The 26,818-nt window shown below is 68.7% G+C and carries 24 protein-coding genes; 15 read left to right on the top strand and 9 right to left on the bottom strand.

Going from position 1 to position 26,818, the window contains the following annotated elements; genetic code table 11:
- Positions 1-81 precede the first annotated feature (81 nt).
- The 5 genes from ftsH (at position 82) to LZ009_RS19675 (ending at position 5,352) form a co-directional block, all read left to right on the top strand.
- Positions 82-1,989, top strand: coding sequence for an ATP-dependent zinc metalloprotease FtsH (gene ftsH / locus LZ009_RS19695; RefSeq protein ID WP_275699681.1), 1,908 nt, complete (start codon positions 82-84; stop codon positions 1,987-1,989).
- A gap of 73 nt (positions 1,990-2,062) precedes the next feature.
- Positions 2,063-2,917, top strand: a complete 855-nt coding sequence (gene folP / locus LZ009_RS19690; protein WP_275699680.1) for a dihydropteroate synthase — start codon at positions 2,063-2,065, stop codon at positions 2,915-2,917.
- The gene (gene glmM, locus LZ009_RS19685) at positions 2,914-4,248 is read left to right on the top strand and encodes a phosphoglucosamine mutase (RefSeq protein ID WP_275699679.1); all 1,335 of its coding nucleotides are present in this window, start codon (positions 2,914-2,916) and stop codon (positions 4,246-4,248) included. The genes folP and glmM overlap by 4 nt, the downstream gene beginning before the upstream one ends.
- A complete protein-coding gene (locus LZ009_RS19680; protein WP_275699678.1) occupies positions 4,248-4,787 on the top strand; it encodes an MOSC domain-containing protein in 540 nt (179 codons plus the stop codon). The genes glmM and LZ009_RS19680 overlap by 1 nt, the downstream gene beginning before the upstream one ends.
- An 85-nt stretch (positions 4,788-4,872) precedes the next feature.
- Positions 4,873-5,352, top strand: coding sequence for a hypothetical protein (locus LZ009_RS19675; protein ID WP_275699677.1), 480 nt, complete (start codon positions 4,873-4,875; stop codon positions 5,350-5,352).
- On the opposite strand, the gene LZ009_RS19670 is transcribed toward LZ009_RS19675, so the two are convergent.
- Positions 5,349-6,806 carry a CYTH and CHAD domain-containing protein gene (locus LZ009_RS19670; RefSeq protein WP_275699676.1) on the bottom strand — a complete coding sequence of 486 codons (1,458 nt, stop codon included), beginning with the start codon at positions 6,804-6,806 and terminating at the stop codon, positions 5,349-5,351. The genes LZ009_RS19675 and LZ009_RS19670 overlap by 4 nt on opposite strands.
- An 87-nt stretch (positions 6,807-6,893) precedes the next feature.
- Between LZ009_RS19670 and ppk1 the strand changes: the two genes are divergently transcribed.
- Both ppk1 and LZ009_RS19660 read left to right on the top strand, forming a co-directional pair.
- A complete protein-coding gene (gene ppk1, locus LZ009_RS19665) occupies positions 6,894-8,984 on the top strand; it encodes a polyphosphate kinase 1 (RefSeq protein ID WP_275699675.1) in 2,091 nt (696 codons plus the stop codon).
- Complete coding sequence (locus tag LZ009_RS19660) at positions 8,975-9,439, top strand: SixA phosphatase family protein (RefSeq protein WP_275699674.1); 465 nt, start codon at positions 8,975-8,977, stop codon at positions 9,437-9,439. Before ppk1 ends, LZ009_RS19660 begins: the two co-directional genes overlap by 10 nt.
- 2 nt (positions 9,440-9,441) lie before the next feature.
- Here LZ009_RS19660 and ppx read toward each other — a convergent pair whose 3' ends face one another.
- A complete protein-coding gene (ppx, locus tag LZ009_RS19655; RefSeq protein WP_275699673.1) occupies positions 9,442-10,926 on the bottom strand; it encodes an exopolyphosphatase in 1,485 nt (494 codons plus the stop codon).
- Between the two features lie 142 nt (positions 10,927-11,068).
- On the opposite strand from ppx, the gene pstS reads away from it, so the two are divergent.
- Genes pstS through phoR form a run of 7 tightly spaced genes read left to right on the top strand, consistent with a single transcriptional unit; the run spans position 11,069 to position 17,654 of the window.
- Positions 11,069-12,097 carry a phosphate ABC transporter substrate-binding protein PstS gene (gene pstS, locus LZ009_RS19650; RefSeq protein WP_275699672.1) on the top strand — a complete coding sequence of 343 codons (1,029 nt, stop codon included), beginning with the start codon at positions 11,069-11,071 and terminating at the stop codon, positions 12,095-12,097.
- A 49-nt stretch (positions 12,098-12,146) separates the two neighbouring features.
- Positions 12,147-13,127, top strand: a complete 981-nt coding sequence (pstC, locus tag LZ009_RS19645) for a phosphate ABC transporter permease PstC (RefSeq protein WP_275699671.1) — start codon at positions 12,147-12,149, stop codon at positions 13,125-13,127.
- A 55-nt stretch (positions 13,128-13,182) separates the two neighbouring features.
- The gene (gene pstA, locus LZ009_RS19640) at positions 13,183-14,070 is read left to right on the top strand and encodes a phosphate ABC transporter permease PstA (RefSeq protein WP_275699670.1); all 888 of its coding nucleotides are present in this window, start codon (positions 13,183-13,185) and stop codon (positions 14,068-14,070) included.
- A gap of 1 nt (position 14,071) precedes the next feature.
- A complete protein-coding gene (pstB, locus tag LZ009_RS19635) occupies positions 14,072-14,836 on the top strand; it encodes a phosphate ABC transporter ATP-binding protein PstB (RefSeq protein ID WP_275699669.1) in 765 nt (254 codons plus the stop codon).
- A 14-nt stretch (positions 14,837-14,850) separates the two neighbouring features.
- Positions 14,851-15,555: a phosphate signaling complex protein PhoU gene (gene phoU / locus LZ009_RS19630; RefSeq protein WP_275699668.1), complete on the top strand. Its 705-nt coding sequence runs from the start codon at positions 14,851-14,853 to the stop codon at positions 15,553-15,555.
- Between the two features lie 4 nt (positions 15,556-15,559).
- Complete coding sequence (phoB, locus tag LZ009_RS19625; protein WP_275699667.1) at positions 15,560-16,270, top strand: phosphate regulon transcriptional regulator PhoB; 711 nt, start codon at positions 15,560-15,562, stop codon at positions 16,268-16,270.
- Positions 16,271-16,292: 22 nt separating this feature from the next.
- Complete coding sequence (gene phoR / locus LZ009_RS19620) at positions 16,293-17,654, top strand: phosphate regulon sensor histidine kinase PhoR (RefSeq protein WP_275699666.1); 1,362 nt, start codon at positions 16,293-16,295, stop codon at positions 17,652-17,654.
- On the opposite strand, the gene LZ009_RS19615 is transcribed toward phoR, so the two are convergent.
- The 7 genes from LZ009_RS19615 to trxA all read right to left on the bottom strand — a co-directional run bounded on the left by LZ009_RS19615 (position 17,602) and on the right by trxA (position 24,369).
- Positions 17,602-18,945: an MATE family efflux transporter gene (locus LZ009_RS19615; protein ID WP_275699665.1), complete on the bottom strand. Its 1,344-nt coding sequence runs from the start codon at positions 18,943-18,945 to the stop codon at positions 17,602-17,604. The two genes, phoR and LZ009_RS19615, sit on opposite strands and share 53 nt — an antisense overlap.
- Positions 18,942-20,621, bottom strand: coding sequence for a hypothetical protein (locus tag LZ009_RS19610; protein WP_275699664.1), 1,680 nt, complete (start codon positions 20,619-20,621; stop codon positions 18,942-18,944). The genes LZ009_RS19615 and LZ009_RS19610 overlap by 4 nt, the downstream gene beginning before the upstream one ends.
- 70 nt (positions 20,622-20,691) lie before the next feature.
- Complete coding sequence (locus LZ009_RS19605) at positions 20,692-20,949, bottom strand: type B 50S ribosomal protein L31 (protein WP_275699663.1); 258 nt, start codon at positions 20,947-20,949, stop codon at positions 20,692-20,694.
- A 92-nt stretch (positions 20,950-21,041) separates the two neighbouring features.
- Positions 21,042-21,770 carry an amino acid ABC transporter permease gene (locus tag LZ009_RS19600; protein ID WP_275699662.1) on the bottom strand — a complete coding sequence of 243 codons (729 nt, stop codon included), beginning with the start codon at positions 21,768-21,770 and terminating at the stop codon, positions 21,042-21,044.
- Positions 21,767-22,522: an ABC transporter substrate-binding protein gene (locus LZ009_RS19595; protein WP_275699661.1), complete on the bottom strand. Its 756-nt coding sequence runs from the start codon at positions 22,520-22,522 to the stop codon at positions 21,767-21,769. The genes LZ009_RS19600 and LZ009_RS19595 overlap by 4 nt, the downstream gene beginning before the upstream one ends.
- 71 nt (positions 22,523-22,593) lie before the next feature.
- Positions 22,594-23,859: a transcription termination factor Rho gene (rho, locus tag LZ009_RS19590; RefSeq protein WP_275699660.1), complete on the bottom strand. Its 1,266-nt coding sequence runs from the start codon at positions 23,857-23,859 to the stop codon at positions 22,594-22,596.
- 177 nt (positions 23,860-24,036) lie between these two features.
- Complete coding sequence (gene trxA, locus LZ009_RS19585; RefSeq protein WP_275699659.1) at positions 24,037-24,369, bottom strand: thioredoxin TrxA; 333 nt, start codon at positions 24,367-24,369, stop codon at positions 24,037-24,039.
- 97 nt (positions 24,370-24,466) lie between these two features.
- Between trxA and LZ009_RS19580 the strand changes: the two genes are divergently transcribed.
- The gene (locus LZ009_RS19580) at positions 24,467-26,731 is read left to right on the top strand and encodes a sensor histidine kinase (RefSeq protein ID WP_275699658.1); all 2,265 of its coding nucleotides are present in this window, start codon (positions 24,467-24,469) and stop codon (positions 26,729-26,731) included.
- The last annotated feature ends 87 nt before the right edge of the window (positions 26,732-26,818 follow it).

The raw sequence follows: 26,818 nt of genomic DNA, 5'->3' as shown, positions 1-26,818 counted from the left end.
ACATCGTTCCATCCCTTGAAACCCCTAGAATGGGCGTCAATTGGCTCAGGAGATGGGCCATCCCGACCCCGGAGACACAGTTTGAACAATCAGTGGTTTTCCAAGATCGCCGTCTGGCTGGTGATCGCACTGGTGTTATTCACCGTTTTCAAGCAGTTCGATACCCGGGGCGCCGCCGGCGCGTCCATGGTCGGTTACTCGGATTTCCTGGAGCAGGTGCGTAACCGCCAGATCAAGAGCGCGATCATCCAGGAGGGCCAGGGCGGCACGGAAATCGTCGCGGTCACCAACGACGACCGCAAGGTCCGCACCACCGCGACCTACCTCGATCGCGGCCTGGTCGGCGACCTGATCAACAACAACGTCAAGTTCGACGTCAAGCCGCGCGAAGAGGGTTCGCTGCTGATGACGCTGCTCGTGAGCTGGGGGCCGATGCTCCTGCTCATAGGCGTCTGGATCTACTTCATGCGCCAGATGCAGGGCGGCGGCAAGGGCGGCGCCTTCAGCTTCGGCAAGTCGAAGGCGCGCATGCTCGACGAGAGCAGCAACCAGCTCACGTTCAGCGACGTGGCCGGCTGCGACGAAGCCAAGGAAGAAACCAAGGAAGTCGTCGACTTCCTGAAGGACCCGCAGAAGTTCCAGAAGCTGGGCGGCCGCATTCCGCGCGGCCTGCTGCTGGTCGGCCCCCCGGGCACCGGCAAGACCCTGCTCGCCAAGGCCATCGCCGGCGAGGCCAAGGTCCCGTTCTTCTCGATCTCCGGTTCGGACTTCGTCGAGATGTTCGTCGGCGTGGGCGCGGCCCGCGTGCGCGACATGTTCGAGAACGCGAAGAAGAATGCGCCCTGCATCATCTTCATCGACGAAATCGACGCGGTCGGCCGCCAGCGCGGCGCCGGCCTCGGCGGCGGCAACGACGAACGCGAGCAGACCCTCAACCAGATGCTGGTGGAGATGGACGGCTTCGAGACCAACCTCGGCGTGATCGTGATCGCGGCGACCAACCGTCCCGACATCCTCGACTCCGCCCTGCTGCGCCCGGGCCGCTTCGACCGCCAGGTCTACGTGACGCTGCCGGACATCCGCGGCCGCGAGCAGATCCTGAACGTGCACATGCGCAAGATCCCGATCGGTCAGGACGTGGCCCCGGGCATCATCGCGCGCGGCACGCCCGGCATGTCCGGCGCCGACCTGGCCAACCTCTGCAACGAAGCCGCCCTGATGGCCGCCCGCCGCAATGCGCGTGTGGTGGAGATGCAGGACTTCGAGAAGGCCAAGGACAAGATCATCATGGGCCCGGAGCGCAAGTCCATGGTCATGCCCGAGGAAGAGCGCCGCAACACGGCCTACCACGAGGCCGGCCACGCGATCATCGGCAAGCTGCTGCCCAAATGCGACCCGGTGCACAAGGTCACCATCATCCCGCGCGGCCGCGCGCTGGGCGTGACGATGAGCCTGCCGGCGCAGGACCGCTACAGCTACGACCGCGACTACATGCTCAACCAGATCAGCATGCTGTTCGGCGGCCGCATCGCGGAAGAAGTGTTCATGCACCAGATGACCACCGGCGCTTCGAACGACTTCGAGCGGGCCACCCACCTGGCGCGCGACATGGTGATGCGCTACGGCATGACCGATGCCCTGGGCCCGATGGTCTACGCGGAGAACGAGGGCGAGGTCTTCCTGGGCCGCTCGGTCACCAAGACCACCAACATCAGCGAGCAGACGATGCAGAAGGTGGACATGGAAGTGCGCCGCATCATCGACGAGCAGTACACGCTGGCGCGCCGCCTGATCGAGGACAACAGCGACAAGATGCACCGCATGGCGCAGGCTTTGCTCGAGTGGGAAACCATCGACGCCGAGCAGATCGACGACATCATGGCCGGCAAGGAGCCGCGCCCGCCCAAGGACTTCACGCCGCGCACGCCGACGTCCGGCGGCACCGGTGGCCCGTCCGCCGGCGCGGAGCCCGCACCCAACGCAGCGTAAAAGTTCGATGAACTCTCCACAAGAGGCCCTCCGGGCCTCTTTTTCATTGCCGCGCGGGAGCAAAATCCAGCCCATGCTCTGGCAGACGTCCCGCTACCGCATAGACCTGGATCGCGCCCGGGTGATGGGCATCGTGAACGTCACGCCGGATTCCTTTTCCGACGGCGGCCGCTTCGCCAGCACGACGAATGCGCTGGCGCACTGCGAGCAGCTCCTCGCCGACGGCGCGGACATCCTCGACATCGGCGGCGAGTCGAGCCGTCCGGGCATGGACCCGGTGCCGCTCGAGGAGGAACTGGCGCGCGTGCTGCCGGTGCTGCGCGAGGCGGTGAAGCTGGGCGTGCCCATCTCCGTCGACACCTACAAGCCCGAAACGATGCGCGCCGCGCTGGACCTGGGCGCCGACATCGTCAATGACATCTGGGCGCTGCGGCAACCGGGCGCCGAGGACGTGGTCGCGCAGCATCCGGCCTGCGGCGTCTGCCTGATGCACATGCACGGCGAGCCGCGCACCATGCAGCGCAGCCCGCTGCCGGGCGATGCGGTGCCCCAGGTGCTGCAGTTCCTGCGCGTGCGCACGGACGCGCTGCGCGCGCGCGGCGTCGCCGCCGAGCGCATCTGCTGGGACCCCGGCATCGGTTTCGGCAAGACCGTGGGGCAGAATTTCGCCTTGCTCGCACGCCAGGAGGAACTGGCGCACGATGGCTATCCGCTGCTGGCGGGCTGGTCGCGCAAGTCTTCGCTCGGTACGGTCACGGGCCTCGCGGTGGATGAACGTGCCGCGGCCAGCGTGGCGGCGGCGCTGCTGGCCGCGGAGCGCGGCGCGCGCATCGTGCGCGTGCACGACGTGCGCGACACCGTCGCGGCCCTGAAGGTTTTCAACGCAATGCAGAAGGCCGGCACTTTGCCGGCAGAGGGAGAATCATGAGCAGGAAGTATTTCGGCACCGACGGCATCCGCGGCAAGGTGGGCGAGGCGCCCATCACGCCCGACTTCGTGCTGAAGCTCGCGCATGCGGTCGGCCGCGTGCTGACGCGTACCGAGGAGCGCCCGACCGTGCTGATCGGCAAGGACACGCGCATCTCCGGCTACATGCTGGAAAGCGCGCTGGAGTCGGGCTTCAACTCCGCCGGCGTCGACGTCGTGCTGCTCGGCCCGCTGCCCACGCCCGGCGTGGCCTACCTCACGCGCGCGCAGCGCGCCAGCCTGGGCGTGGTGATCAGCGCCAGCCACAACGCCTATCCGGACAACGGCATCAAGTTCTTCAGCGCGCAGGGCACCAAGCTGCCCGACGCCTGGGAGCTGGACGTGGAGGCCGCGCTGGAGGAGCCGCCCGTGTGGGCGGGCTCCGCCACCATCGGCAAGGCGCGCCGGCTCGAGGACGCGGCCGGCCGCTACATCGAGTTCTGCAAGAGCACCTTCTCCAACGACCTCACGCTCAAGGGCATGACGATCGCGGTCGACGCCGCCAACGGCGCCGCGTACCACATCGCGCCCAAGGTGTTCCACGAGCTGGGCGCGGAGGTCTTCTGCCTGGGCTGCTCGCCCGACGGCCTGAATATCAACGACAAGGTGGGCGCCACCCATCCCCAGGCGCTCGTCGCGGCCGTGCGCGCCAACCGTGCCGACTTCGGCATCGCCCTCGATGGCGACGCCGACCGCCTGCAGATGGTGGACGCCGATGGCCGCCTGTTCAACGGCGACGAGTTGCTCTACCTGATGGTGATGGACCGGCTGGCGCAAGGCCATCGCGTGCCCGGTGCCGTCGGCACGCTCATGACCAACATGGCGGTGGAACTGGCGCTGAAGGAGCGCGACGTCGAGTTCGTGCGCGCCAAGGTCGGCGACCGCTACGTGCTGGAAGAACTGGAAAAGCGCGGCTGGCTGCTGGGCGGCGAGGGCTCCGGCCATCTGCTTTGCCTGGACCAGCACACCACCGGCGACGGCCTGATCAGCGCGCTGCAGGTGCTGAAGGCCTGCGCGCGCAGCGGCAAGAAGCTGTCGCGCCTGCTGGAGGACGTGACGCTGTTCCCGCAGACCCTGATCAACGTGCGCCTGCAGCCCGGCCAGGACTGGAAGGAGAACACCAAGCTGTCCGCCGAGACCGCGAAGGTCGAGGCCGAGCTCGCCGGCAGCGGCCGCGTGCTGATCCGCGCCAGCGGCACCGAGCCGTTGCTGCGCGTGATGGTGGAAGCGCGCGAGGAGCAGGTGGCGCGCAGCGCCGCCGAGCGCCTGGCCGAAGCGGTGCGGACCGGCTGATGGAGGGGCGTGTACTCGCCGTCCATCGCAGCGCAGACCACAGCTTCAGCAAGTTCGCCGAAGACACCATCACGCTGGTGCCTGGCCTCGGCGTTGCCGGCGACGCCCACGCCGGTGCAACGGTGCAACATCGTTCGCGGGTGGCGCGCGATCCCTCGGCGCCCAACCTGCGGCAGGTGCACCTGCTGCACGCGGAGCTGTTCGACGAGCTGGTGGAGCGTGATTTCGCCGTGTTCCCGGGCGACCTGGGCGAGAACATCACCACCCGCGGCTTGAACCTGCTGGAACTCCCCACCGGAACGCGGCTTCGGATCGGATCTGCCGAGATCGAGCTCACCGGCCTGCGCAATCCGTGCAGCCAGATCGATCGTTTCCAACGCGGCCTGACCGCGGCCGTGCTGGACCGGGACGCCGCCGGCGAATTGGTGCGGAAGGCGGGCGTGATGGCGATCGTGCACGAAGGCGGCGAGATCCGTGCAGGAGACGCCATCGTGGTGCATTTGCCCCCAGCGCCTTACCGTCCGCTGGCGCCCGTCTAGCGTTCGTCGGAATCCCCGTGGCTAGCCTGCCACATGGGCAACCGCCCACTCGCCAGACGCTTTACCAAGGTCTACATTGAATGCCATGGACCGCGTCTCACCCTTCATCGCCCAGGCCCTGGTGGCCGCCGCGCTCGTGGCGGCCGCGGGCGGTTCCTCGGCGCAAATCGTCGCGCCCAGCTATTCCCTGACCAGCGTCGCGCCCCTGCTGGATCCCGAAGTCACCCCGCGCCTGGCCCTGGTGAATGCCGGACCCTTGCAGCTGGCGGCGGCCACGTCCACCACCGGCAGTGGCTTGTCGTTGCAGGCCGGCCATCGCTGGTTCGCCCGCGTCGGCGTGGGCCGCAGCCTGGAGACCGACGTGGTGAGCGTGGGCGGCGGCTACACCTTCCGCGACGGCGACGCGCTGTCCATGCACGTCACCCGTCAGCTGGGACAGGAGCGGCTGGGCCTCGCGGTGCGCTACGACTGGGCGCGCACGTACTTGCGCCTCGCGTACGAGACGCAGCCCCATCCCTTGAACGGCTCGGACCGGCTGCGGTTCTCGGCCGGCGTTCGCTTCTAGAAGAAGGGCTTCGCGAGCCGCGCCGCCTTGCGGCAGGCCTGTTCGCAGCGCGCGGCGATTTCGCCTTCGCGTGCGGCCAGCCAGCCGGCGCCGAACCAGGCCTTCGCGTCCTTCTCCGCATGCCGTTCGAAGAGCGTGCGCGCCGAGGCCGCGTCCTGGTATTCGCCCAACGCGTCCTGCAAGGCCTTCAGCGTCTCGACGTAGCGATCCACCACGCGCCCCGCGAACAGCGGGCGCGCGAGTTCGGCGAGGTAGCGCAGGCGCTTGAGGCGCTTGCGCACCCGGTGCCTGTCGTCCAGCGCCAGCGTCTCGAAGCGCCGCCCGTCGTGCAGCACCTCGTGGTGCAGCTTGTCGAGCCGTCGCGACACCATCTTGCGCGTGCCCTTGAGCTTGCCGGGCGGCGCCTCGTGCAGGTCCTGCACCAGCACGATCAGCTGCAGCAGCGCGGACTGGAAGCCTGGATCGCGGATCGCCGCGGCCACGTCGGGCAGGCGCGGTTGCCAATCGTGCATGGGCGGCGCGCCGATCCGTGCCAGGTCCTGTTCCACCGCCGGCACCAGCGTCGCGCGGTCGCGGTGTTGTCCCAGCAGCTGGAAGAGGTCGCGGATTGCAGGTTCGATCTGGGAGGCGATGCCATCCAGTCCGGCGATGCCGCGCAGCTCCCGTAGCGCCGTGCGCAGTCGGCGCAGGCCGATGCGCAGCTGGTGCACGTGTTCATCGCTGCCGCCGCCCGCGGCGAGCTCGCGGGCGTTGCCCAGCACCTGGTCCAAGCCGGCGCCGAGAATGCCTGCGAGCAACTGCGCGGGACTCTCGACCTCACCCGCCCGTGCCTTTGCCAGCACCGCGGGCGCCGCGTCCGCGCCTTGTCCCAGCCGCCGGCCTTGCTCCGCCTTGCTCACCGGATCCAGCCACAGCCCGTGCTCGCGCATCCAGCCGTCCGCCAGTTCCGCCAGCGCCGCGGCGCTGCCTTGTTTCAGTTCGAACTCCACTTCCTGGATCGCATGGCTGCGGCGCCCCGCGCGCACGTGGCCCCGGTCCAGCGCGATCTCGATGCTGCTGCCCCCGGCCTCCACCACGCGCGTGAGCCGCGTGACATCGGTTTCGAAGACGACGTCCAGCGCGCCGGCGGAATGACGCAGCGCCTTGCGCAGCAGCTTGCCGACCGGATGCCAGCGATGGCGTTCCGGAACGGGGATTTCTTCGCCGCCTGCGCTCGGTACTTCGTCTTCGAGCCGCTCCAGGCCGCCGCGTCCTGGCCCCTTGGCTGCCTGCACCCAGTACGGGCCTTCCTGCCGAACGCGCAGCACGAGCCGGTTGCGGGCCAGGTCTTCGGCTGGCGTGTCGTAATAGCGCGCCCGCAGTTGGGTGCTCTCCACCTTGCCGCGGCGCAGGGCGGCCTCGACGCCGGCGAGGCGCTCGGTGGGGACCTGGAACTTGAGTTCGAATTCGTGCATGGCGGTCTGGATGGGATTGTGATTGTCACGGTCCTGTCACGCGCCGCCCCCAGACTGTCACCGTTCCGTCATCATCCGGGTTTCTGCATGAGCGACGCCGTGCCGACGGTGCTTCCCTTCCTCGACCGTGACCACAGCATCCTTGCCTTCAATGAGCGGGTGCTCGACTGGGCGCAGCGCCCGGGGGTGCCCCTGCTCGAGCGGCTGCGCTTCCTCACCATCGTCTCCTCCAACCTCGACGAATTCTTCGAGGTGCGCGCGGCCGACCACCTGACCGGCGCGCAGGCCGGCGAGCCCAAGGGGCCCAATAGCGTGGCCAGCTTCGAAGCCCTGGCGGCGGTGGCGCACAAGCTGGTGGAGAAACAGTACGCGCTCTACAACGACGACCTGATGCCGGCCTTTGCCAAGCGCGGCATCGAGATCGTCTCGCATGGTGACCGCAACGCGGCGCAGAAGCAGTGGGTGCACGAGTACTTCGAAAGCGACGTGCGGCCGCTGCTGATCCCGGTCGGGCTCGATCCCGCGCATCCGTTCCCGCAGGTTGCCAACAAGTCGCTGAACTTCATCGTGCGACTCTCCGGCAAGGACGCCTTCGGCCGCGAGAACGAGATCGCCATCGTCAAGGTGCCGCGCGTGCTGCCGCGCGTGATCCCGATGCCGGCCAAGGTGTCCGGCAAGAAGAAGCTGTTCGTCTCGCTTTCCAGCGTGATCCGTGCGCACCTGGCCCTGCTGTTCCCGGGCCGCGAGGTCGGCCAGTTCTCGCAGTTCCGCGTGACCCGCCATTCCGAACTGGCGTTGGGCGAGGAAGAGGTGCGCAACCTCCGCACCGCGCTGCGCCTGGGCCTGCAGCAGCGGCACTACGGGCAGGCCGTGCGGCTGGAGGTGTCGTCGGGCTGCTCCGAACACCTGTCGTCCTTCCTGTTGAAGCAGTTCAACCTGCCCGCCGGCGCGCTGTACCGCGTGCACGGGCCGGTGAACCTGGCGCGGCTGCAGCAGCTGGTCGACCTGGTGGATGCGCCCAAGCTGCTGTTCCCGCCTTTCACGCCGGGCTACCCGCGCCATCTGGTGCCTGGGCGTCCGATCTTCGAGCAGCTGAAGAAGCAGGACGTGGTGATCCACCAGCCCTTCGAGAGCTTCGACGGCGTGCTCGACTTCCTGCGCGAGGCGGTGCACGACCCGCAGGTGCTGGCGATCAAGCAGACCATCTACCGCACCGGCAACGACTCGCAGATGATGGAACTGCTGCGCGAAGCGGTGCGGCGCGGCAAGGAAGTGACCGTGGTGGTGGAGCTGAAGGCGCGCTTCGACGAGGAAGCCAACATCAACTGGGCCGAGGCGCTGGAAGCGGTCGGCGCGCAGGTGGTGTACGGCGTCGTCGGCCTCAAGACCCACGCCAAGATGCTGCTGGTGACGCGGCGCGAGGGCAGTGCGCTGGTGCGCTATGCCCACCTGGCCACCGGCAACTACAACCCGCGCACCGCGCGGCTCTACACCGACATCAGCCACCTGACGGCCGACCCGCAGCTCACCGCCGACGTGGACCAGGTCTTCGTGCACCTGGCCAGCCAGAGCAAGCTGCCCAAATTGCACCAGCTGTGGCTCGCGCCCTTCCTCCTGCAGCGCAAGCTGGTCGAACACATCGACCTGGTGGGCGTGGCGGCGGTGGGCGGCCTGGACGCCCGCATCGTCTTGAAGATGAATGCGCTGACCGACGAGCCGCTGATGCAGGCGCTGGTGCGCGCCGGGCAGCGCGGCGCGCGCATCGACCTCCTCGTGCGCGGTGCCTGCATGCTGCCCGCGCGGGTGCCGGGCCTGAGCGACAACATCCGCGTTCGATCGGTGATCGGGCGCTTCCTGGAGCACTCGCGGCTGTTCTACTTCCGCGCCGGCCACGAGGAGCAGCTCTACCTGTCCAGCGCGGACCTGATGAACCGCAACATGCTGCGGCGGGTCGAACTGGCCTGGCCGGTCAATGACCCGCAGCTGCGCCAGCGCCTGATCGATGAGTGCCTGGTGGCTTACCTGCACGACACCCGCGACGCCTGGGACCTGCAGTCCGATGGAAGCTACAAGCGCGCCAAGGGCGCCGAGGACCCGCGGGCGCACAGCGCGCAGCAGGCCTTGATGGAACGTTATGCCGCCCCGCCGGGCGAGGAAGAGGTACGAAGATGGAACTGATTTTCTGGCGCCACGCCGAAGCCGAGGACGAGCGCGAGGGCCTGCCCGACCTGGACCGCGCGCTCACGCCGCGCGGCCTCAAGCAGGCCGCCAAGGTGGCGGCCTGGCTGGAGCCCCAGCTGCCCGAAGACACGCGCATCCTGTGCAGCCCGGCGCTGCGCTGCGAGCAGACGGTGGCGCCGCTGGGGCGCAAGTACGAGGTGCGCGAGGACCTGGCGCCCGGAGCCATCGCGGCCGCCTTGCTGGACGCCGCGCAGTGGCCGGTGAGCAAGCAGCCGGTGCTGATCGTCGGGCACCAGCCCACCATCGGCGAAACCGTGGCGCAGCTGCTGCGCATCGAAGGCGGCAGCGTCGCGGTGCGCAAGTCCGCGGTCTGGTGGCTGCGCTCGCGCGAGCGCGATGGCGACGAGCAGACGGTGGTGTGGGCGGTGCAGTCGCCGGAAACGCTGCCCTGACTTCAGGCGAGCGTTAGCGACCACGGCGTCTTCTGCCACGCCACCGTTTCCTCGCGCAGCAGGTGGGCCGACTGCGGATAGGCCCGGGCCCAATCGGGCTTGAAGGACAGCTTGACCTCCGTGCCGTCCGCCCGCAGCTTCAGGCCCTGCAGGTCGGGATCACGGCGTGCGTGGCACAGGATCACGGCAAGGCGCAGGCACATCAGCTGGTGGATGAAGAGGGCATCGTCGAAGTCCGCCTCCAGCTTGCGCAGCTTCCCGCGATGCCCCAGCACCAGCAGGCTCAAGCGATGCAGTTCGGCCTGCGCGAAGCCGGGCGCGTCGGCGTTGTCCAGGATGTAGGCGCCGTGCTTGTGGTAGTCCGCATGCGAGATCCGGCTGCCGATCTCGTGCAGCTGCGCCGCCCATTCGAGCTTGCGTTCGTCGCGCTGCAACTGCGCGGCGGGTTCCGTCGCGCGCAACTGGCGCAGCAGCTGCCCGGCCACCCGCCCCACGCGCTGCGCCTGCGCCCCGTCGACGCCGAACTTGGTGGCCAGGCGCTGCACCGTGGCGTTGCGCACGTCCGTGTTCACCTGTTCGCGATCGAGCAGGTCGAACAAGGCGCCGTGCCGCAGCGCGCCTTGCGCCGGCCGCATCTCGCGCAGCCCCAGCAGGTCGAACACCGCGCGCAGCACGCTGAGGCCGCCGCCGATCACCGGTCGGCGGTCGTCCTTCAGGCCCGGGAGCTTGACGCGGTCGGCCGTGCGCGCCTGCAACAATTGTTCCTGCAGCCACTGCAGGCCTTCCAGCGTGACGACGCCGGGCGCATGCCCCGTCGCGACCAGCACGTCGCCGACCGCGCCTATCGTGCCCGAGGAGCCGTAGGCCGTGTCCCAGCTCCCGGGCACGTACAAGGCCAGCGCCTCGTCCAGCACGGCCTGCGCTGCGATCTGCGCGCGTTCGAAAGCGGAGGGCGTGAACTGGCCTTCCGGAAAATATTTCATCGACCAGGCCACGCTGCCGACGCGATAGCTCTCCATCGTCGTGGCCTCGAACTGGCGGCCCAGGATCAGCTCGGTGGAGCGGCCGCCGATGTCGACCACCAGCCGGCGCTCTTCGGATTGGGGTAGCAGGTGCGCCACGCCCTGGTAGATCAGGCGCGCTTCCTCGCGGCCGGAGATCACGTCGATGCGGTAGCCGAGGATCTTCGAGGCCTTGTCCAGGAACACGTCGCGGTTGCGGGCTTCGCGCAACGTCTGCGTGGCGACCGCGCGCACCTGGCGCTTGGGAAAGCCGGCGATGCGTTCGGCAAAGCGCGCCAGGCAGGCCCAGCCGCGCTCCATGGCTTCCGGCGTGAGGTTGCGTGCCTCGTCGAGGCCGCTGCCCTGGCGCACGGTCTCCTTGAGGTATTCGATCCGCTGCACCTGGCCGTGCTCGTGGCGCCCGATCTCCAGCCGGAAGCTGTTGGAGCCGAGGTCGACGGCGGCGAGCAGGGAACCGTTTTGCATGCGGGGGCCAGGGAGGGAGTGCGACCCAGCATAGCATCGCCGATGACGGCTGCGTGACGGCGCCATGGCCGTGTCACAGAGCTGTCACGGAAGCTCCTTACAGTCCTCCGCAGACCCTGACCAACCCTCAACAGGTGACTGCATGAACATCCGTTTTCCCATGGCCGCGCTTCTCGTGACCTGCGCGGGCTTCGCCTCCGCCCAGGACGTCACCGGCGCCGGCGCCAGCTTCCCCGCGCCCCTGTATGCCAAGTGGGCCGCCGACTACAACAAGGCCACCGGCGTCAAGATCAATTACCAGTCCGTCGGCTCCGGCGCCGGCATCAAGCAGATCGACGCCAAGACCGTGGCTTTCGGCGCTTCCGACATGCCGCTGAAGGACGAAGAGCTGGTGAAGAAGGGCCAGATCCAGTTCCCCACCGTCATCGGCGGCGTGGTGCCGGTCGTCAACATCAAGGGCATCGCTGCCGGCCAGCTGCGCCTGAGCGGCCAGGTGCTGGGCGACATCTACCTGGGCAAGATCACCAAGTGGAACGACCCGGCGCTGAAGGCGCTGAACCCCAGCCTGGCGCTGCCCGACGCGGCCATCGCGGCGGTGCGTCGCGCCGACGGTTCCGGCACCAGCTTCCTGTTCACCAACTACCTGTCCAAGGTGAACGCCGAGTGGAAGTCCAAGGTCGGTGAAGGCACCGCCGTCAACTGGCCCACGGGCGCGGGCGGCAAGGGCAACGAAGGCGTGGCCGCTTTCGTCGGCCGCCTGCCCAACTCGATCGGCTATGTCGAGTATGCGTACGTCAAGCAGAACAAGATGACCTACGCCCTGCTGCAGAACGCCGCCGGCCAGTTCGCCGCCCCGGACGACAGCGCCTTCAAAGCCGCGGCGGCCGGCGCCGATTGGAGCAAGAGCTTCCACCAGGTGCTGACCAACCAGCCGGGCGCGCAGTCCTGGCCCATCACCGGCGCGACCTTCATCCTGATGCACAAGCTGCAGGACAAGCCGGCCGAAGCCAGCGCCACGCTGAAGTTCTTCGAGTGGGCCTACAAGAGCGGGGACAAGACGGCCGAGGACCTGGACTACGTGCCGATGCCCGCCGCGGTGAAGGCGCAGGTGCAGAAGCTGTGGGCGGCCGAGATCAAGGACGCCTCCGGCAAGAACGTGGCCTTCCAGTAAGCAGGACGCCAGGCCCGACGTGTCCTCTACACTTCCGGCCCATGAGGCCATGCTGGACGACGCGCCGCTGCCGCGGCAGCGCGCGCAGCCCATGAGATCGGGCGCGGTTGCCGACCGGCTGTTCGGCTGGACGGCGCGGGCGGCGGCGCTGGTGACCCTGGCGCTGCTGCTCGGCATCCTCGCGTCGCTGGTCGTGGGCGCCGCGCCCGCCATCGAGAAATACGGCCTCGGCTTCTTCACCTCCAGCACCTGGGACCCGGTGAGCGAGGAGTTCGGCGGCCTGGTGATGATCTACGGCACGCTGGCCACGTCGGTCATCGCGCTGCTGATCGCCGTGCCGGTCAGCTTCGGCATCGCGCTGTTCCTCACCGAGCTTTCGCCCGCCTGGCTCAAGCGCCCGCTGGGCACCGCCATCGAACTGCTGGCGGCCGTGCCTTCCATCGTCTACGGCATGTGGGGCCTGCTGGTGTTCGGTCCGCTGCTGGCGACTTTCGTGCAGCAGCCGCTGCAGGCCGTGTTCGCCGGCGTGCCGGTGCTCGGCGCGCTGTTCTCCGGGCCCCCGGTGGGCATCGGCATCCTGGCCGCCGGGATCATCCTGGCCATCATGATCATCCCCTTCATCGCCTCCGTGATGCGCGACGTGTTCGACGTCACGCCGCCGATGCTGAAGGAGTCCGCCTATGCGCTGGGCTCCACCACCTGGGAAGTGGTGTTCAAGGTGGTGCTGCCTTACACCAAGAGCGGCGTCATCGGCGGCATCATGCTGGGCCTGGGCCGCGCGCTCGGCGAGACCATGGCCGTCACCTTCGTGATCGGCAACTTCAACCAGCTCGATTCGCTCAGCCTGTTCGCGCCCGCCAACAGCATCACGTCCGCGCTGGCCAACGAGTTCGCCGAGGCCTCCGCCGGCATGCACCAGGCGGCGCTGATCTACCTGGGCCTGGTGCTGTTCTTCATCACTTTCGTGGTGCTGTCGCTGTCCAAGCTGCTGCTGGCGCGCCTGCGCCGCGGCGAGGGGACCCGGGCATGAGCCGCCGGGCCGCCCCAAGGCGAATCCCGCAGCGCGTAGCGCGGAGGGTAGTCCAATGAGTTCGACCGCGCAACGCCTGCTGCGGGCGGCCGACAGCGCCGCGGCCAAGGAGCGCAAGTACCTGGCGCGCAAGCGCGTCAACCGGATCGCGCTGGCCCTGTCGCTCGCCGCCATGGCCTTCGGCGTCTTCTGGCTGGTGTGGATCCTGTGGTCCACGGTGCAGCTCGGCTTCGGCGGCCTGACCTGGGCCGCGCTGTCGCAGATGACGCCGCCGCCCAACGAAGCGGGCGGCCTGCTCAATGCCATCTGGGGCTCCTTCCTGATGGTGCTGCTGGCCACCTTCGTCGGCACGCCCATCGGGATCATGGCGGGCATCTACCTGGCCGAATACGACCCCAAGGGCTGGCTCGGATCGACCACCCGTTTCGTCAACGACATCCTGCTGTCGGCGCCGTCCATCGTGATCGGCCTGTTCGTCTATGCCGTGGTCGTGGTGCGCTACAAGCAGTTCTCCGGCTATGCCGGCATCCTGGCGCTGGCACTGATCGTGATCCCGGTGGTGATCCGGACCACCGAGAACATGCTGCTGCTGGTGCCCGCGGCGCTGCGGGAAGCGGCCTATGCACTGGGCGCGCCCAAGTGGAAGGTGGTCATGCAGATCACCATGCGCGCGGCGCGGGCCGGCGTCGTCACGGGCGTGCTGCTGGCGGTGGCCCGGATCTCGGGCGAGACGGCGCCGCTGCTGTTCACCGCGCTGAACAACCAGTTCTTCACCACCGACCTCGGCCAGCCCATCGCCAGCCTGCCGGTGACCATCTTCAAGTTCGCCATGAGCCCCTACGAGAACTGGCAGCAGCTCGCCTGGGCCGGCGTCTTCCTCATCACGCTGGCCGTGCTGGGCCTCAACATCCTCGCGCGGGTCCTCACCCGCAACAAGACCTGACATGGACGCCACCCCCGCCAAGCTCTCGGTGCGCAAGCTGAACTTCCACTACGGCAAGTTCCACGCGCTGAAGAACATCAACCTCGACATCCCCGAGAAGAAGGTCACTGCCTTCATCGGCCCTTCGGGCTGCGGCAAGTCGACCCTGCTGCGCACCTTCAACCGCATGTACGAGCTGTACCCGGACCAGCGCGCGCAGGGCGAGGTGGTCCTCGATGGCGAGAACCTGCTGACCTCGAAGAAGGACGTTGCGCTGATCCGCGCCAAGGTCGGCATGGTCTTCCAGAAGCCCACGCCCTTCCCGATGTCCATCTATGACAACATCGCCTTCGGCGTGCGGCTCTTCGAGTCGCTGGGCGAGGCCGACATGGACGACCGGGTCGAATGGGCGCTGCGCAAGGCGGCCCTGTGGGACGAGGTGAAGGACAAGCTGAACCAGAGCGGCTCCGGCCTCTCGGGCGGGCAGCAGCAGCGCCTGTGCATCGCGCGCGGCATCGCCATCAAGCCCGAGGTGCTGCTGCTCGACGAGCCCTGTTCGGCGCTGGACCCGATCTCCACCGGCAAGATCGAGGAGCTGATCGCGGAGCTGAAGCACGACTACACGGTGGTGATCGTGACGCACAACATGCAGCAGGCGGCGCGTGTCTCCGACTACACCGCCTACATGTACCTGGGCGACCTGGTGGAAGTGGGCGAGACCGAGCAGATCTTCTTCAAGCCCAAGCGCCAGGAAACCGAGGACTACATCACGGGCCGTTTCGGTTGAACGGAGCAGTACAGATGGCGGATAAACACCTTTCCACCCAGTTCGACAGCGAACTCAACTCGCTCTCCACCCGCGTCATGGAGCTCGGCGGGCTGGTCGAGTCGCAGATCCGCCAGGCGATCCATGCGCTCGCGCACTTCAACGAAGACGCCGCCGCGCAGGTGATCGCGACCGAGACCCGCGTCAACAACATGGAAGTGGAGATCGACCGCGAGCTGTCCTCGGTGATCGCGCGGCGCCAGCCGACCGCGCGCGACCTGCGGCTCTTGATGGCGATCTCCAAGACCACGGCCAACCTCGAACGCGTGGGCGACGAGGCCGAGCGCATCGCGCGCATGGTGCGCTCCATCATCGCCAAGAGCGGCGCGGTCCGCACGCTGCCCTCCGGCGACCTCGGCGTCGCGGCGGACCTGGCGTCGGCGCAGCTGCGCAAGGCGCTCGACGCCTTCGCCCGCCTCGACACGCAGGCGGCGGTGGCGATCCTGAAGGAGGACGACCTCCTGGACAGCGAGTTCGACGGCTTCGTGCGCAAGCTGATCACCTACATGATGGAAGACCCGCGCACCATCTCGCCCAGCCTCGACCTGCTGTTCGTCGCCAAGGCCATCGAGCGCATCGGCGACCACGCGAAGAACATCGCCGAGTTCATCATCTACGTCGTCAAGGGCGCCGACGTGCGCCACAGCTCGATGGAACACATCGAGCTGGCCATCAAGTGAGCGCATGAAACCCCAACCGCGCATCCTGATCGTCGAGGACGAGCCCGCCATCGCGGAACTGGTGGCCGTGAACCTGCGCCACAACGGCCTGTCGCCGGTGTGGGCCGAGGACGGCGACTCCGCCCAGCGCGCGATCGACGCCGTGCTGCCGGACGCCATCCTGCTGGACTGGATGCTGCCCGGCCAGACCGGCCTGGCGCTGGCCCGCCGCTGGCGTGCCGACCCGCGCACCAAGGGCATCCCGATCCTGATGCTCACGGCGCGCGGCGACGAGGGCGACAAGGTGCAGGGCCTGGACGCCGGCGCCGACGACTACATCACCAAGCCCTTCTCGACGCAGGAGCTGCTGGCGCGCATCCGCGCGGTGCTGCGGCGGCGCTCGCCCGAGAAGGCCGACGACACCGTGACGCTGGCAGGCCTGAGCCTGGACGCCGGTTCCTACCGCGTGACCTGGCAAGGCCGCGCGCTCAAGCTGGGCCCGACCGAGTTCAAGCTGCTGAACTTCCTGATGAAGCATCCCGAACGCGTGCACAGCCGCCAGCAATTGCTGGACAAGGTCTGGGGCGACCACGTCTTCATCGAGGAGCGCACGGTGGACGTCCACGTGAAGCGCCTGCGCGAAGCGCTGGGTCCGTCCGCCGGTGCGCTGGTGGAGACGGTGCGCGGCGCGGGCTACCGCATCACCGCGCAGCCGGCGACGCGCAGCGCCGCCTGAGGCGACGGCACTGCTGCATCCGATGGCCGCCCGCATCCTCGCCTTCCTGTTCTGCATGGCCATCGGCGGCGTGCCGGGCTGGTGGTTCGGCGGCTTCCGGGTCGGCGTCCTGGGCCTGCTGGCCGGCGCCATCGCCTGGGCCATCCTGGAAAGCCTGCGCGCGCTGAAAGTGCGGCGCTGGCTGCGGCGGGGCGACTACCGGACGGTTCCCCGCGTGGCCGGCCTATGGGGCGAGGCGGCGGACCGCTTCCGCCGCGCGCTGTTGGTGCGCGAGAAGCAGGCCGCGGAGGCCGAACACCGCCTGGAGGATTTCCTGGCCGCGCTGCGCGCATCGCCCAACGGGGTGGTCCTGCTCGATCGCCAGGCGCGCATCGAATGGCTCAACGAAACCGCGGCGGCCCACCTGGGGCTCGACCCCGGGCGCGACCTGCAGCAATACATCGTCAACCTGGTTCGCGACCCCGGGTTCGCCGCTTTTTTCCAGGAGACCAGCGCGAACCAGGACGTCGTGATTGCCGGCCCCGGCAGCACCGCGGCGCGGCCGCGCAAGATCTCGCTGCGGCTGCACCCTTACGGCGAAGGCCGCATGCTGCTGCTGTCGCGCGACGTGACGGCGGTGGAGCAGGCCGAGCACATGCGGCGCGACTTCGTGGCGAACGTGTCGCACGAGATCCGCACGCCGCTCACGGTGCTGTCCGGCTACGTCGAGACCATGCTGAACCTCGAGCTGCCGGCGGAGGAGCGCAAGCGCTACCTGCAGACCATGGCGCAGCAGGCGCAGCGCATGCAGACGCTGGTGAACGACCTGCTGACGCTGTCGCGGCTGGAAGGCAGCCCCTTGCCGGGCGCGGCGGAGTGGACCGACGTCGCGCAGCTGCTGGCGCAATGCCGGCAGGAAGCGGAGGCCATCGCGTCAGCCTTGAACAAGAAGCTGCAGTTGCGCTTCGCGCCTGCGCCCGAGGCGCTGGTCGCCGGTGCGGGCGGCGAGCTCACGAGCGCCTTGTCCAACCTGGTGGGCAATGCGGTGCGCTACACGCCCAGCGGCGGCAGCGTCGACGTTGCCGCCACCTTGCTGCCCGGCGGCCGCATCGAATTCAGCGTGAAGGACACGGGGCCGGGCGTCGCGCCCGAGCACCTGCCGCGCCTCACCGAGCGCTTCTATCGGGTCGACCGCAGCCGCTCGCGCGAAACCGGCGGCACGGGACTGGGCCTCGCCATCGTCAAGCACGTGGTGCAGCGGCATGGCGGCGAGCTGAAGCTGGAAAGCACGCTCGGTGCCGGATCGTCCTTCGGCTTCGTGCTGCCGGCCGCGCGCGTGCGCGCCGCCGGCTCTACGCCGGCCGATAGCGCCGAACGGCCCGCCACAGAACCAGCGGCAGGATGAGGGCCAGTAGGCCCAGCGCGAAGCTGCTGGCCACCCAGAAGGCGGCGGGGCTGTTCTGCGCCGGGTACGGGCCGATCCCGCGATAGGCCAGCAGGTAGCCGCCGGCCACGCCCACGCCCCACAGCAGCACGCTGTACGCCACCAGCGGCACGACGGCGACGCGGTAGCAACGCAGCACGAACACGCACAGGGCCTGCGTCGCGTCGCCCAGGTGGTAGACCGCGACGATCGCCAGGATGCCGGCCGCCATGGCCGCCACCTGCGGGTCCGACGAGTAGGTGGCCGCGATGCCGTGCCGCGCCAGCAGCATGGTGGCGGCCAGCACCAGGGCCAGCGACCAGCCGAGGCGGAAGCCGGTGCGGATGCAGGAGCGCGCCCGCTTGGGATCGCCCGCGCCCAGCCAGTAGCTCACGCGCGCGCTGGTGGCGATGGCGATCGACAGCGGCACCATGTACATCACGGCGGCGAGGTTGGCCGCCACCTGGTGCGGCGCCGCGGCCAGCGTGCCCTGGCGCGCGATGAAGAGCGACATCAGCGTGAAGGACGTGACTTCCACCGTGAGCGCGAGGCCGGCGGGCACGCCCAGCCGGCCGAAGTCGGCGATCGCGCGCCAGTCGGGCCGCTCGATGCGGCGCCAGATCGCATAAGGCTGGTAGAGGGAATCCGTGCGCACCAGCCAGATGGCGATGGCGAGGAACAGCCAGTTGCTCACCACGCTGGCCCACGCGCAACCCACGGCGCCCATCGCCGGCAGGCCGAGTCCGCCGAAGGCGAACCAGATCGTGAGCGGCACCTTCACGACCAGCGAGGCGAGCTGCAGCCAGGTCACCAGCTGCGGCTTGCCCAGGCTCTGGTTCAGGGTGCTGAACATGCGGAACAGCAGGGCGGGCGGCAGCGCCAGCGTCAGCACCGAGAGGTAGTTGCGCACGTCGCCTTCCAGCGACGCCGGGACGTCGGTGGTGTGCAGCAGGAAGCCGGGGAACTGCAGGCCGACCACGCCGACGATGCACGCCAGGCCGGCGACATAAAGGGCTTGCCGCACCGAGCGGCCGAGGTCGTGCTTGCGGCCGGCGCCATGCAGCTCGGCCCAGGTGGGCAGCAGGGCCTGCAGCGTGCCGAGCAGGGCAATGAAGACCGTGATGAAGACGGCGGAGCCGACCGACAGCGCCGCCAGCGCCTGCTGCGAATAGCGGCCGGCCACGATGGTGTCGGTGATGCCGAACGCCATGGTCGCCAGCTGGCCGGCCAGCACCGTGCCGGCGTGGCGCGCAATGATGCCGCGTTCGCTCAACGTTTCTTGTACAGCAGCAGGTTGTCGTTCTTGTCCGTCGGGCGGCGGATGGTCGCCACCAGCGTCCACTGGCGGGCGTCGAGCGCCATCGTCAGCGAGGGCTGGAACTCCTGCGCCACCACCAGCCACGGGCAGGCGCTGGGCAGCGTGGCCTGGCGCAGCTCGAGGCCGCCGTGGAAGCGCAGGGCCGCGATCTGCGGCCGCGTCAGGCCGAACACTTCGACGCAGCCCGTCACGTCGAGGCGCTTGGTGAGTCCGTCGACCACGGCGGTGTAGTTGCGCGCGTAATCCAGCGCGGGCAGCCACAGCGTGGTGGCCAGCAGCCAGGCCAGGGCCGTGCCGCCCGCGGGCAGCACCAGGCTTTTCCAGATCGCCTCGCGGCTGCGCTTGGTGCGCCAGCGCACCAGCCAGACCCAGGCGATGGTGGCCAGCAGCGCGACGAGGAAAGGCAGCAGCGCGAATTCGGGCACGAAGCCCGGCGCCAGCTTGGCCACGTTGGAGGCGGGCTTGGCGGGAAAACCGGTCTGGATGGCGATCCACATCACCCAGATGAAGAAGGCGATGCCGCTGAAGAACAGCAGCGTGAACCAGTCGATCAGGGCCGAGGCGCTGCGCGAGAAAGTGGGCAGGGCGAAGGCCGCGAGCGCCGCCAGGGCCGGCAGACTCAGCAGCAGCGCGCGGTCCGGATTCGGCGCCAGCAGCGTCGTGATTGCACAGACGGCGGCAAACCACAGCGGCAGCGCCACGTGGCGGTGGTTCAGCTGGCGGCGCCAGCGCCAGGCCGTCCACAGGGCCAGCGGCCAGACCGGCCAGGTGAACCAGACGACCAGCTTCGCCAGCGAACGCCAGTCATGGCCGCTGTCGTCGAGGTCCAGGCGCCAGTGCCAGGCCTGGAAGCCGCTGGCCACGGCGGCCGCGACGGCGGCCAGCCCCAGCACCAGCAGGGCGCCGAACCGGCCCCGGGCCGGCGTGGCGGCATCGGCCGGCGTGTCGGCCGAGTGGAGGACCGCGCCGCCCAGGGCGAACAGGACGGCCATGGAAGGCGCGCCGCTCAGGGCCAGGCCCAGCAGGCCCAGGCCGATGGCCACCGCCGGAAAGGCCAGGCGATAAGGCAGGGCCGCCAGGCCGTAGAAGCTCAAGGCCGTGAACCCGAGCTGCGCCAGTGAAGGCGTCGTCTCGTGCGACAGCTGCATCAGGCCCAGGCAGGCCACCAGCGCCAGCAGGCCGGCGTCGGCCACGGCCCGCGCATAGTCGGTCGGGTGCGCTTCCCCGCCGAAGGCAAAGGGGACGGGCTGGGCGTTGGGGGTGCGCGCGAGGTAGTAGACGCCGTACCAGGTGGCCACCAGGGTCAACACGAGCAGCAGGATGAAGGGGACGCGGGCGGCGAAGTCCGGCGCGATCCAGCCGGGCGCCAGCTGCATCGCCCAGGCGCCCAGCCAGTAGGGCAGCAGGGCGTCGAACTCGGGCGGCTGTCCCAGCAGCGTCGGGGCCAGCCAGTGGGCGCGCCCCTGCGCCAGCTCGTTCATGTAGCCGAAGGCCATCATGTCCGCGTTCTTCCACGGACCGCGGCCGATGAAGCCGGGCAGCACGTAGGCGGCGCAAAACAGCAGCAGGGCCCACCGGGGCAGGCGGCGCACGGCGCTCTGGGCGACGATGGCGGGGGTGGGCTGGTTCACGCGTGAGCGATTGTCAAACAAAAAAAGGCAGCTCGCGAGCTGCCTTTGGTGGGAAGCGGAGGCGCCGGCCTTACTTGGCGGCGGTCTTGCCGAACTTCTTGAAGAACTTGTCCACGCGGCCGCCCATGTCGTTCACCGACTTCTGGGTGCCCGTGTAGAACGGGTGCGATTCGCTGGAGGTGTCCAGCTTGAAGAGGGGCAGCTCGCGGCCGTCGTCCATCTTGGTGGTCTCGCGGGTGGAGACGCAGGAGCGGGTCACGAACTTGAAACCGTTCGACAGGTCCACGAAGCAGACGTCGCGGTAGTTGGGGTGAATGCCTTCTTTCATGGGGTGTCCTTGGTCAGTGCCGGCAGCCGCGCGCAGGACATCTGGCGTACTTTCCGGGAAGCCCGCCATTATAGCCGGGTCCGGGAAAGGGGTCACTGGCGGGTTCGGACCCGGTCTTCCAGGGCGCCGGACGCCTGGGTCAGCAGGGTGGTCAGCAGCAGGTAGATGCAGGCCGTGGTCGCCAGGGTGGCCACCGGCTGGAAGGTGGCGGCCTGGACCCGGTTGCCGATGTTGGTCAGCTCCACCACCCCGATGGCGAAGGCCAGCGAGGAATCCTTCAGCAGCGCCACCAGGTTGTTGGCCAGCGGCGGCAGCGCCACCCGCAGCGCCTGTGGCGCGACGATGTGGGCCAGCACCTGCAGGGGCTTCAGGCCCAGCGCCTTGGCTGCCTGGGACTGGCTGTGCGGCACGGCCAGCAGCCCGGCCCGGATCGCCTCGGCGTTGTACGCGCCGACGTTGACCGCCAGCGCCACCACGGCAGCGGCGAAGTCCGGCAGGTTCCAGCCCGGCACCAGCAGGGGCAGGGCGAAGTAGACGAACAGGATCTGCACCAGCAGCGGCGTGCCGCGGATCACCCACAGGTAAAAACCGGCCGCGGCGCGCGCTGCAGCGTTGTGCGAAGTGCGCGCCAGCGCGGCAAGCGTGCCCAGCACCAGCCCGATCGCGCCGGAGAGCAAGGTGAGCCACAGCGTGATGCGCGCACCCGCGGCGAACTGTTCGGCGTTGCTGCCGATCGGCTCAGGAAGCAGCGCGAGCACGGCGCCCAGCAGCCACAGGCTGGCGACCAGCAGGACCGCCGTGACCAGCAGCGGCGGCCTCACTTGCAGCGCACGTCCTCGCCGAAATAGCGCTTGGACAACTGGGCGTAACTGCCGTCGGCCAGGATGGCCGCCAGCCCCTGGTTCCAGGCCTGCACCAGGGGCGCATTGCCCTTGGCGGCGGCTGCGGCGATCTTCTCCGTGAACAGCAGTTCGCCGGCGTGCAGCTTCAGGCCCGGATTCTTGCGCAGCGTCTCCAGGGCGACGAAGCGGTCCGAGACCCAGGCGTCGACGCGGCCGGTGACCAGCGCCGCGCGCGCATCGCCGTCGCCCGGGAAGTTCTTCACTTCCTTCACGGCGCTGACCTTCTTGACGTTCTCCAGGTAGCTGGTGCCGGTCTGCACGGCGACGGTCTTGCCGGCAAGGTCTTTCGCGGCGCGGATCTTCGGATCCTTGGCGACGATCAGCCCGCCGGAGCAGTAGTGCGGCGCCATGAAGCTCACGGCCTTCGCGCGTTCCTCGGTGATGCCGTGCGAGGCGATCACCACGTCCCAGCGGTCCTGGCCCAGGCCGGTGAGCAGGGCATCGAAGCCGAGCGTCTTCCACTCGATGGCGAGGCCCATCTTCCTGGCCACCAGGTCCGCGAGCTCCACCTCGAAGCCGGTGAGCTTGCTGCCTTCGAAGTGGTTGAAGGGCGCGAACGCGCCTTCGGTGGCGACCAGCAGCTTGCCGCTTTTCTGGATGTCGGGGAGGGGGCGGGCGAAGGAGGCCGTGCATGCCAGCACGAGGGCCAGCGCCGTCAGGATGCGTTTCATGGCGCGTAGTGTGCTTTGCGGCCGGACAAAAGAAAAGCGGCCCGTGGGCCGCTTCGCATTCGCGCGCGGAATCAACCGCCGCGGCGCATCATGTCGAAGAACTCCACGTTGGTCTTGGTGGCCTTCATCGACTTCAGCACCATTTCCATCGCCTCGATCTCGTCCATGTTGTACATGAACTGGCGCAGGATGCGGGTCTTCTGCAGGATCTCGGGGGCCAGCAGCAGTTCCTCGCGGCGCGTGCCGGAGCGATTGAGCTGGATCGAGGGGAACACGCGCTTCTCGTACAGGCGGCGGTCCAGGTGCAGTTCGCAGTTGCCGGTGCCCTTGAACTCCTCGAAGATCACTTCGTCCATGCGCGAGCCGGTGTCGATCAGCGCGGTGGCGATGATGGTCAGCGAGCCGCCTTCTTCCACGTTGCGCGCGGCGCCCAGGAAGCGCTTCGGGCGCTGCAGCGCGTTGGCGTCCACGCCGCCGGTCAGCACCTTGCCGGAGGAGGGCACGACGTTGTTGTAGGCACGGGCCAGGCGGGTGATCGAGTCCAGCAGGATCACCACGTCCTTCTTCAGTTCGACCAGGCGCTTGGCGCGCTCGATCACCATCTCGGCCACGTGCACGTGGCGGGCCGCCGGCTCGTCGAAGGTCGACGCGATCACTTCGGCCTTGACCGAGCGCTGCATGTCGGTCACTTCTTCCGGACGCTCGTCGACCAGCAGCACCATCATGTAGCTGTCGGGGTAGTTGGCGGCGATGGCGTGCGCCATGTGCTGCATCATCACCGTCTTGCCGCTCTTGGGCGGCGCGACGATCAGCGCGCGCTGGCCCTTGCCGATGGGCGCGATGATGTCGATGATGCGGCCGGTGATGTTCTCTTCGTTCTTCAGGCCGTCGCGTTCCAGGCGCATCTGTTCCCGGGGGAACAGCGGCGTCAGGTTCTCGAACATGACCTTGTGCTTGTTGTCTTCCGGCAGGCCGTTGTTGACCTTGTCCAGCTTGGTCAGCGCGAAGTAGCGCTCGCCGTCCTTCGGCGTGCGCACTTCGCCTTCGATCATGTCGCCGGTGTGCAGGTTGAAGCGCCGCACCTGGCTGGGCGAGATGTAGATGTCGTCGGTGCTGGCCGTGTAGCTGGTGTCCGGGCTGCGCAGGAAGCCGAAGCCGTCCGGCAGGATCTCGAGCACGCCGTCGGCGAACACCTGTTCGCCGGCGCGGGCGCGCTTCTTGATGATGGCGAACATCAGCTCCTGCTTGCGCATGCGGCCGGTGTTCTCGATTTCGAGCTCTTCGGCTTGCTTGAGGACTTCCGAGACGTGCAGCGCCTTGAGTTCGTTCAGGTGCATGGAGTGACTCCGTTGGGGAGTTCTTTGAAAGGTCTGGGGGAGGTTCGATGCGGGGCGAGAGGTGCCCTGCGAACCGGTACTCGAACTGCCCGCCTGGGTGGGCGGATCAGTGATTGAGGGGCATTATGCAGCAAAACGGGGCCCAGGGGCCCCGTTCGTCCAGAGTCGGTGTCGGCTTCAGGCGAGTTGCTGGTCGATGAAGGCAGTCAGCTGCGCCTTGCTCATCGCGCCGACCTTGGTGGCGGCCAGCTGGCCGTCCTTGAACAGCATGAGCGTGGGGATGCCGCGGATGCCGAACTTGGCCGGGATGTCGCGGTTCTCGTCGACGTTCATCTTCGCGATCTGCAGCTTGTCCTTGTACGACTGGGAGACCTCGTCGAGGATGGGCGCGATCATCTTGCAGGGGCCGCACCATTCGGCCCAGTAGTCGACCAGCACGGGCTTGTCGGCCTTCAGGACGTCGGATTCGAAGGAAGCGTCGGAGATGTGCTTGATCAGGTCGCTGGCCATGGGTTCCTCGTGGGTGCGGTGGGTAGTCCCGCTACAGTCAGGGCATTGTGACAGAAACCAAGTCTCCTCGCCGGGCCTCCAGGGGCTGCGAACTGCTATGGATGCGATAGCAAATACCCATCCTCCCCGCCGCCTGCCGAGCCTCGCCGCCTACCTGGCCGTGGCGGTGGCGGCGCTGTCGATCCTGCTGGCGGGCCTGCTCATGCTGGTGATCGAGCGCGCGGCCAGCCACGACATCGCCACCGGCATCGGCGTCAACCTGGCGGAGCTCGCCGGCCAGACCGCGACCCGGCTCGATCGCGGCATGTTCGAGCGCTACCGCGAGGTGCAGCTGATGGCCAACCGCCTGGGCCGGCTGAAGGACCTGGACGAAGTGCGGGTCGAGCTGGACGAGACGCGGGACAGCTACCGCTATTACGCGTGGCTCGGCGTCACCGATCCGGCCGGGGTGGTGCAGGCAGCGAGCGGCGGGGTGCTGCAAGGCGCGGACGTGTCGCAGCGGCCCTGGTTCCGGCAGGCCACGCAAGGCATCCACCTGGGCGACGTGCATCCTGCCGTGCTGCTGGCCAAGGCGCTGGGCAACAAGGGCACCGACCCGCCGCGCTTCTTCGACGTGGCCTTTCCGTTGCAGGGCGGGGCGCGCAGCGGCGTCCTCGGCGCGCATGTCTCCTGGGAGTGGGCGCGCCAGATCAGCCAGGCCGCCTTCGGCCCGCGCAACGGCACGGTCGATCCCCTCATCATTTCCGCCGCGGGCGAAGTGCTGCTGGGCCCGCCGGGAACCGAGGGCATGAAGCTGGCGCTGGAGAGCGTCAGGCGCGGGCGTGCCGGACAGATCGGCTACGTGATCGAAACCTGGCCGGACGGGCGGGAATACGTGGTGGGGCATGCGACGAGCCGCCGCTACCAGTCCTCGCCGGGCCTGGGCTGGACGGTGCTGGTGCGGCAGGACACCGACGGCGCCTTCGAGCCGCTGCGGCATTTGCAGTGGCGCGTGTTCTTCGGCGGCCTCACGCTGGCGATCCTGGTGTCGGCGCTGGGCTGGCTGGCCGCGCGGCGCGTGACGCGGCCCTTGCAGGCCCTGACTTCCGCGGCGCACCGGCTGGAGATCGGCGCCGAGGACGAATCGGCCAAGGTGGGCCCATTCACCGATTACCGCGAAGTGCAGGTGCTGGGCGCGGCCTTCAACGCGATGCTGGCGCGGCTGGAGCAGCGGCGTGCCGAGCTGCATTCGCTCAACACCGAGCTGGAGCAGCGGGTGGAGCAGCGCACGCGCGAAGTGCGCGCCGCTTTCGACAAGGTGCGCGCCAACGAGCACCGCATCCAGACCATCATCGAGTCGGCGCAGGACCCTTTCATCGGCATCGACCTCGACGGCCACATCATCGACTGGAGCTCGCGCGCCGAGGCGGTGTTCGGCTGGGCCCGTGAGGAGGTGATCGGCCGCACGGTCAGCGAGGTGCTGCTGCCCGAGCGCTACACCGGCAGCCTCGAGGCGGCGCTGGCGCAGTTCCGCCACACCGGCGAATCCGCGCTGCTGAACCGCCCCATCGAGCGCGTGATGCAGGACCGCCAGGGCCGCGAGATGCCGGTGGAAGTGCGCATCGGCCTGGTGAGCACCGGCGAGCAGCGTTTCTTCAGCGCCTTCGTGCACGACATCTCGCAGCGCAAGGAAGTGGAGCGGATGAAGGACGAATTCATCTCCACGGTCTCGCACGAGCTGCGCACGCCGCTGACCGCGATCTACGGCTCGCTCAACCTGCTGACTTCGGGCATGGCCGGCGAGCTGCCGCCGGATGCGGTTCACCTGCTGGGCATCTCGCACCAGAGCACGGAGCGCCTGATCCGCCTGATCAACGACATGCTGGACCTGGAGAAGATCGCGTCCGGCAAGATCGAATACCGCATGACCGACCAGCCGCTGCGGCCGCTGGTGGAGCAGGCGATCCGCGACACGCAGGCGTATGGCGAGGGCCTGAAGGTGCGGTTCACGCTGGAGGCGGGTGACCACCCGCGCGTCTATGCGGATGCGGACCGCATCGTGCAGGTGTGCGTGAACCTGCTGTCCAACGCCGCCAAGTTCTCGCCGCCGGATTCCGGCGTGGAGGTCGAGGTGAAGGTGCAGGGCCGCACGGCGCGGGTCGCGGTGATCGACCACGGGCCCGGCGTGCCGCCGGAGTTCCACGAGCGCATGTTCCAGCGCTTCGCGCAGGCCGACGCGTCGGACCGTCGCACCAAGGGCGGCACGGGCCTGGGCCTGTCGATCTGCCGCAGCATCGTCGAGGCGCATGGCGGCACGCTCGGGTTTGCGAGCGAGCCCGGGGTGCGGACCGAGTTCTACTTCGACCTGCCGCTGGTGGATTGAGCGTCGCAAGCCGGGGTTGCCACCCCGGCCTACGACAGAAGCCAGCCGCGGTTCGTTCCTCACCAACGGCCTACCAACCGCGTCTGC

This window comes from Ramlibacter paludis, from assembly GCF_022012305.1.
In the GTDB taxonomy this organism is placed as follows: Bacteria; Pseudomonadota; Gammaproteobacteria; order Burkholderiales; family Burkholderiaceae_C; genus Ramlibacter; species Ramlibacter paludis.
The sequence above is the reverse complement of the archived record's forward strand: the minus strand, read 5'-3'. Positions and strand labels throughout refer to the sequence as shown.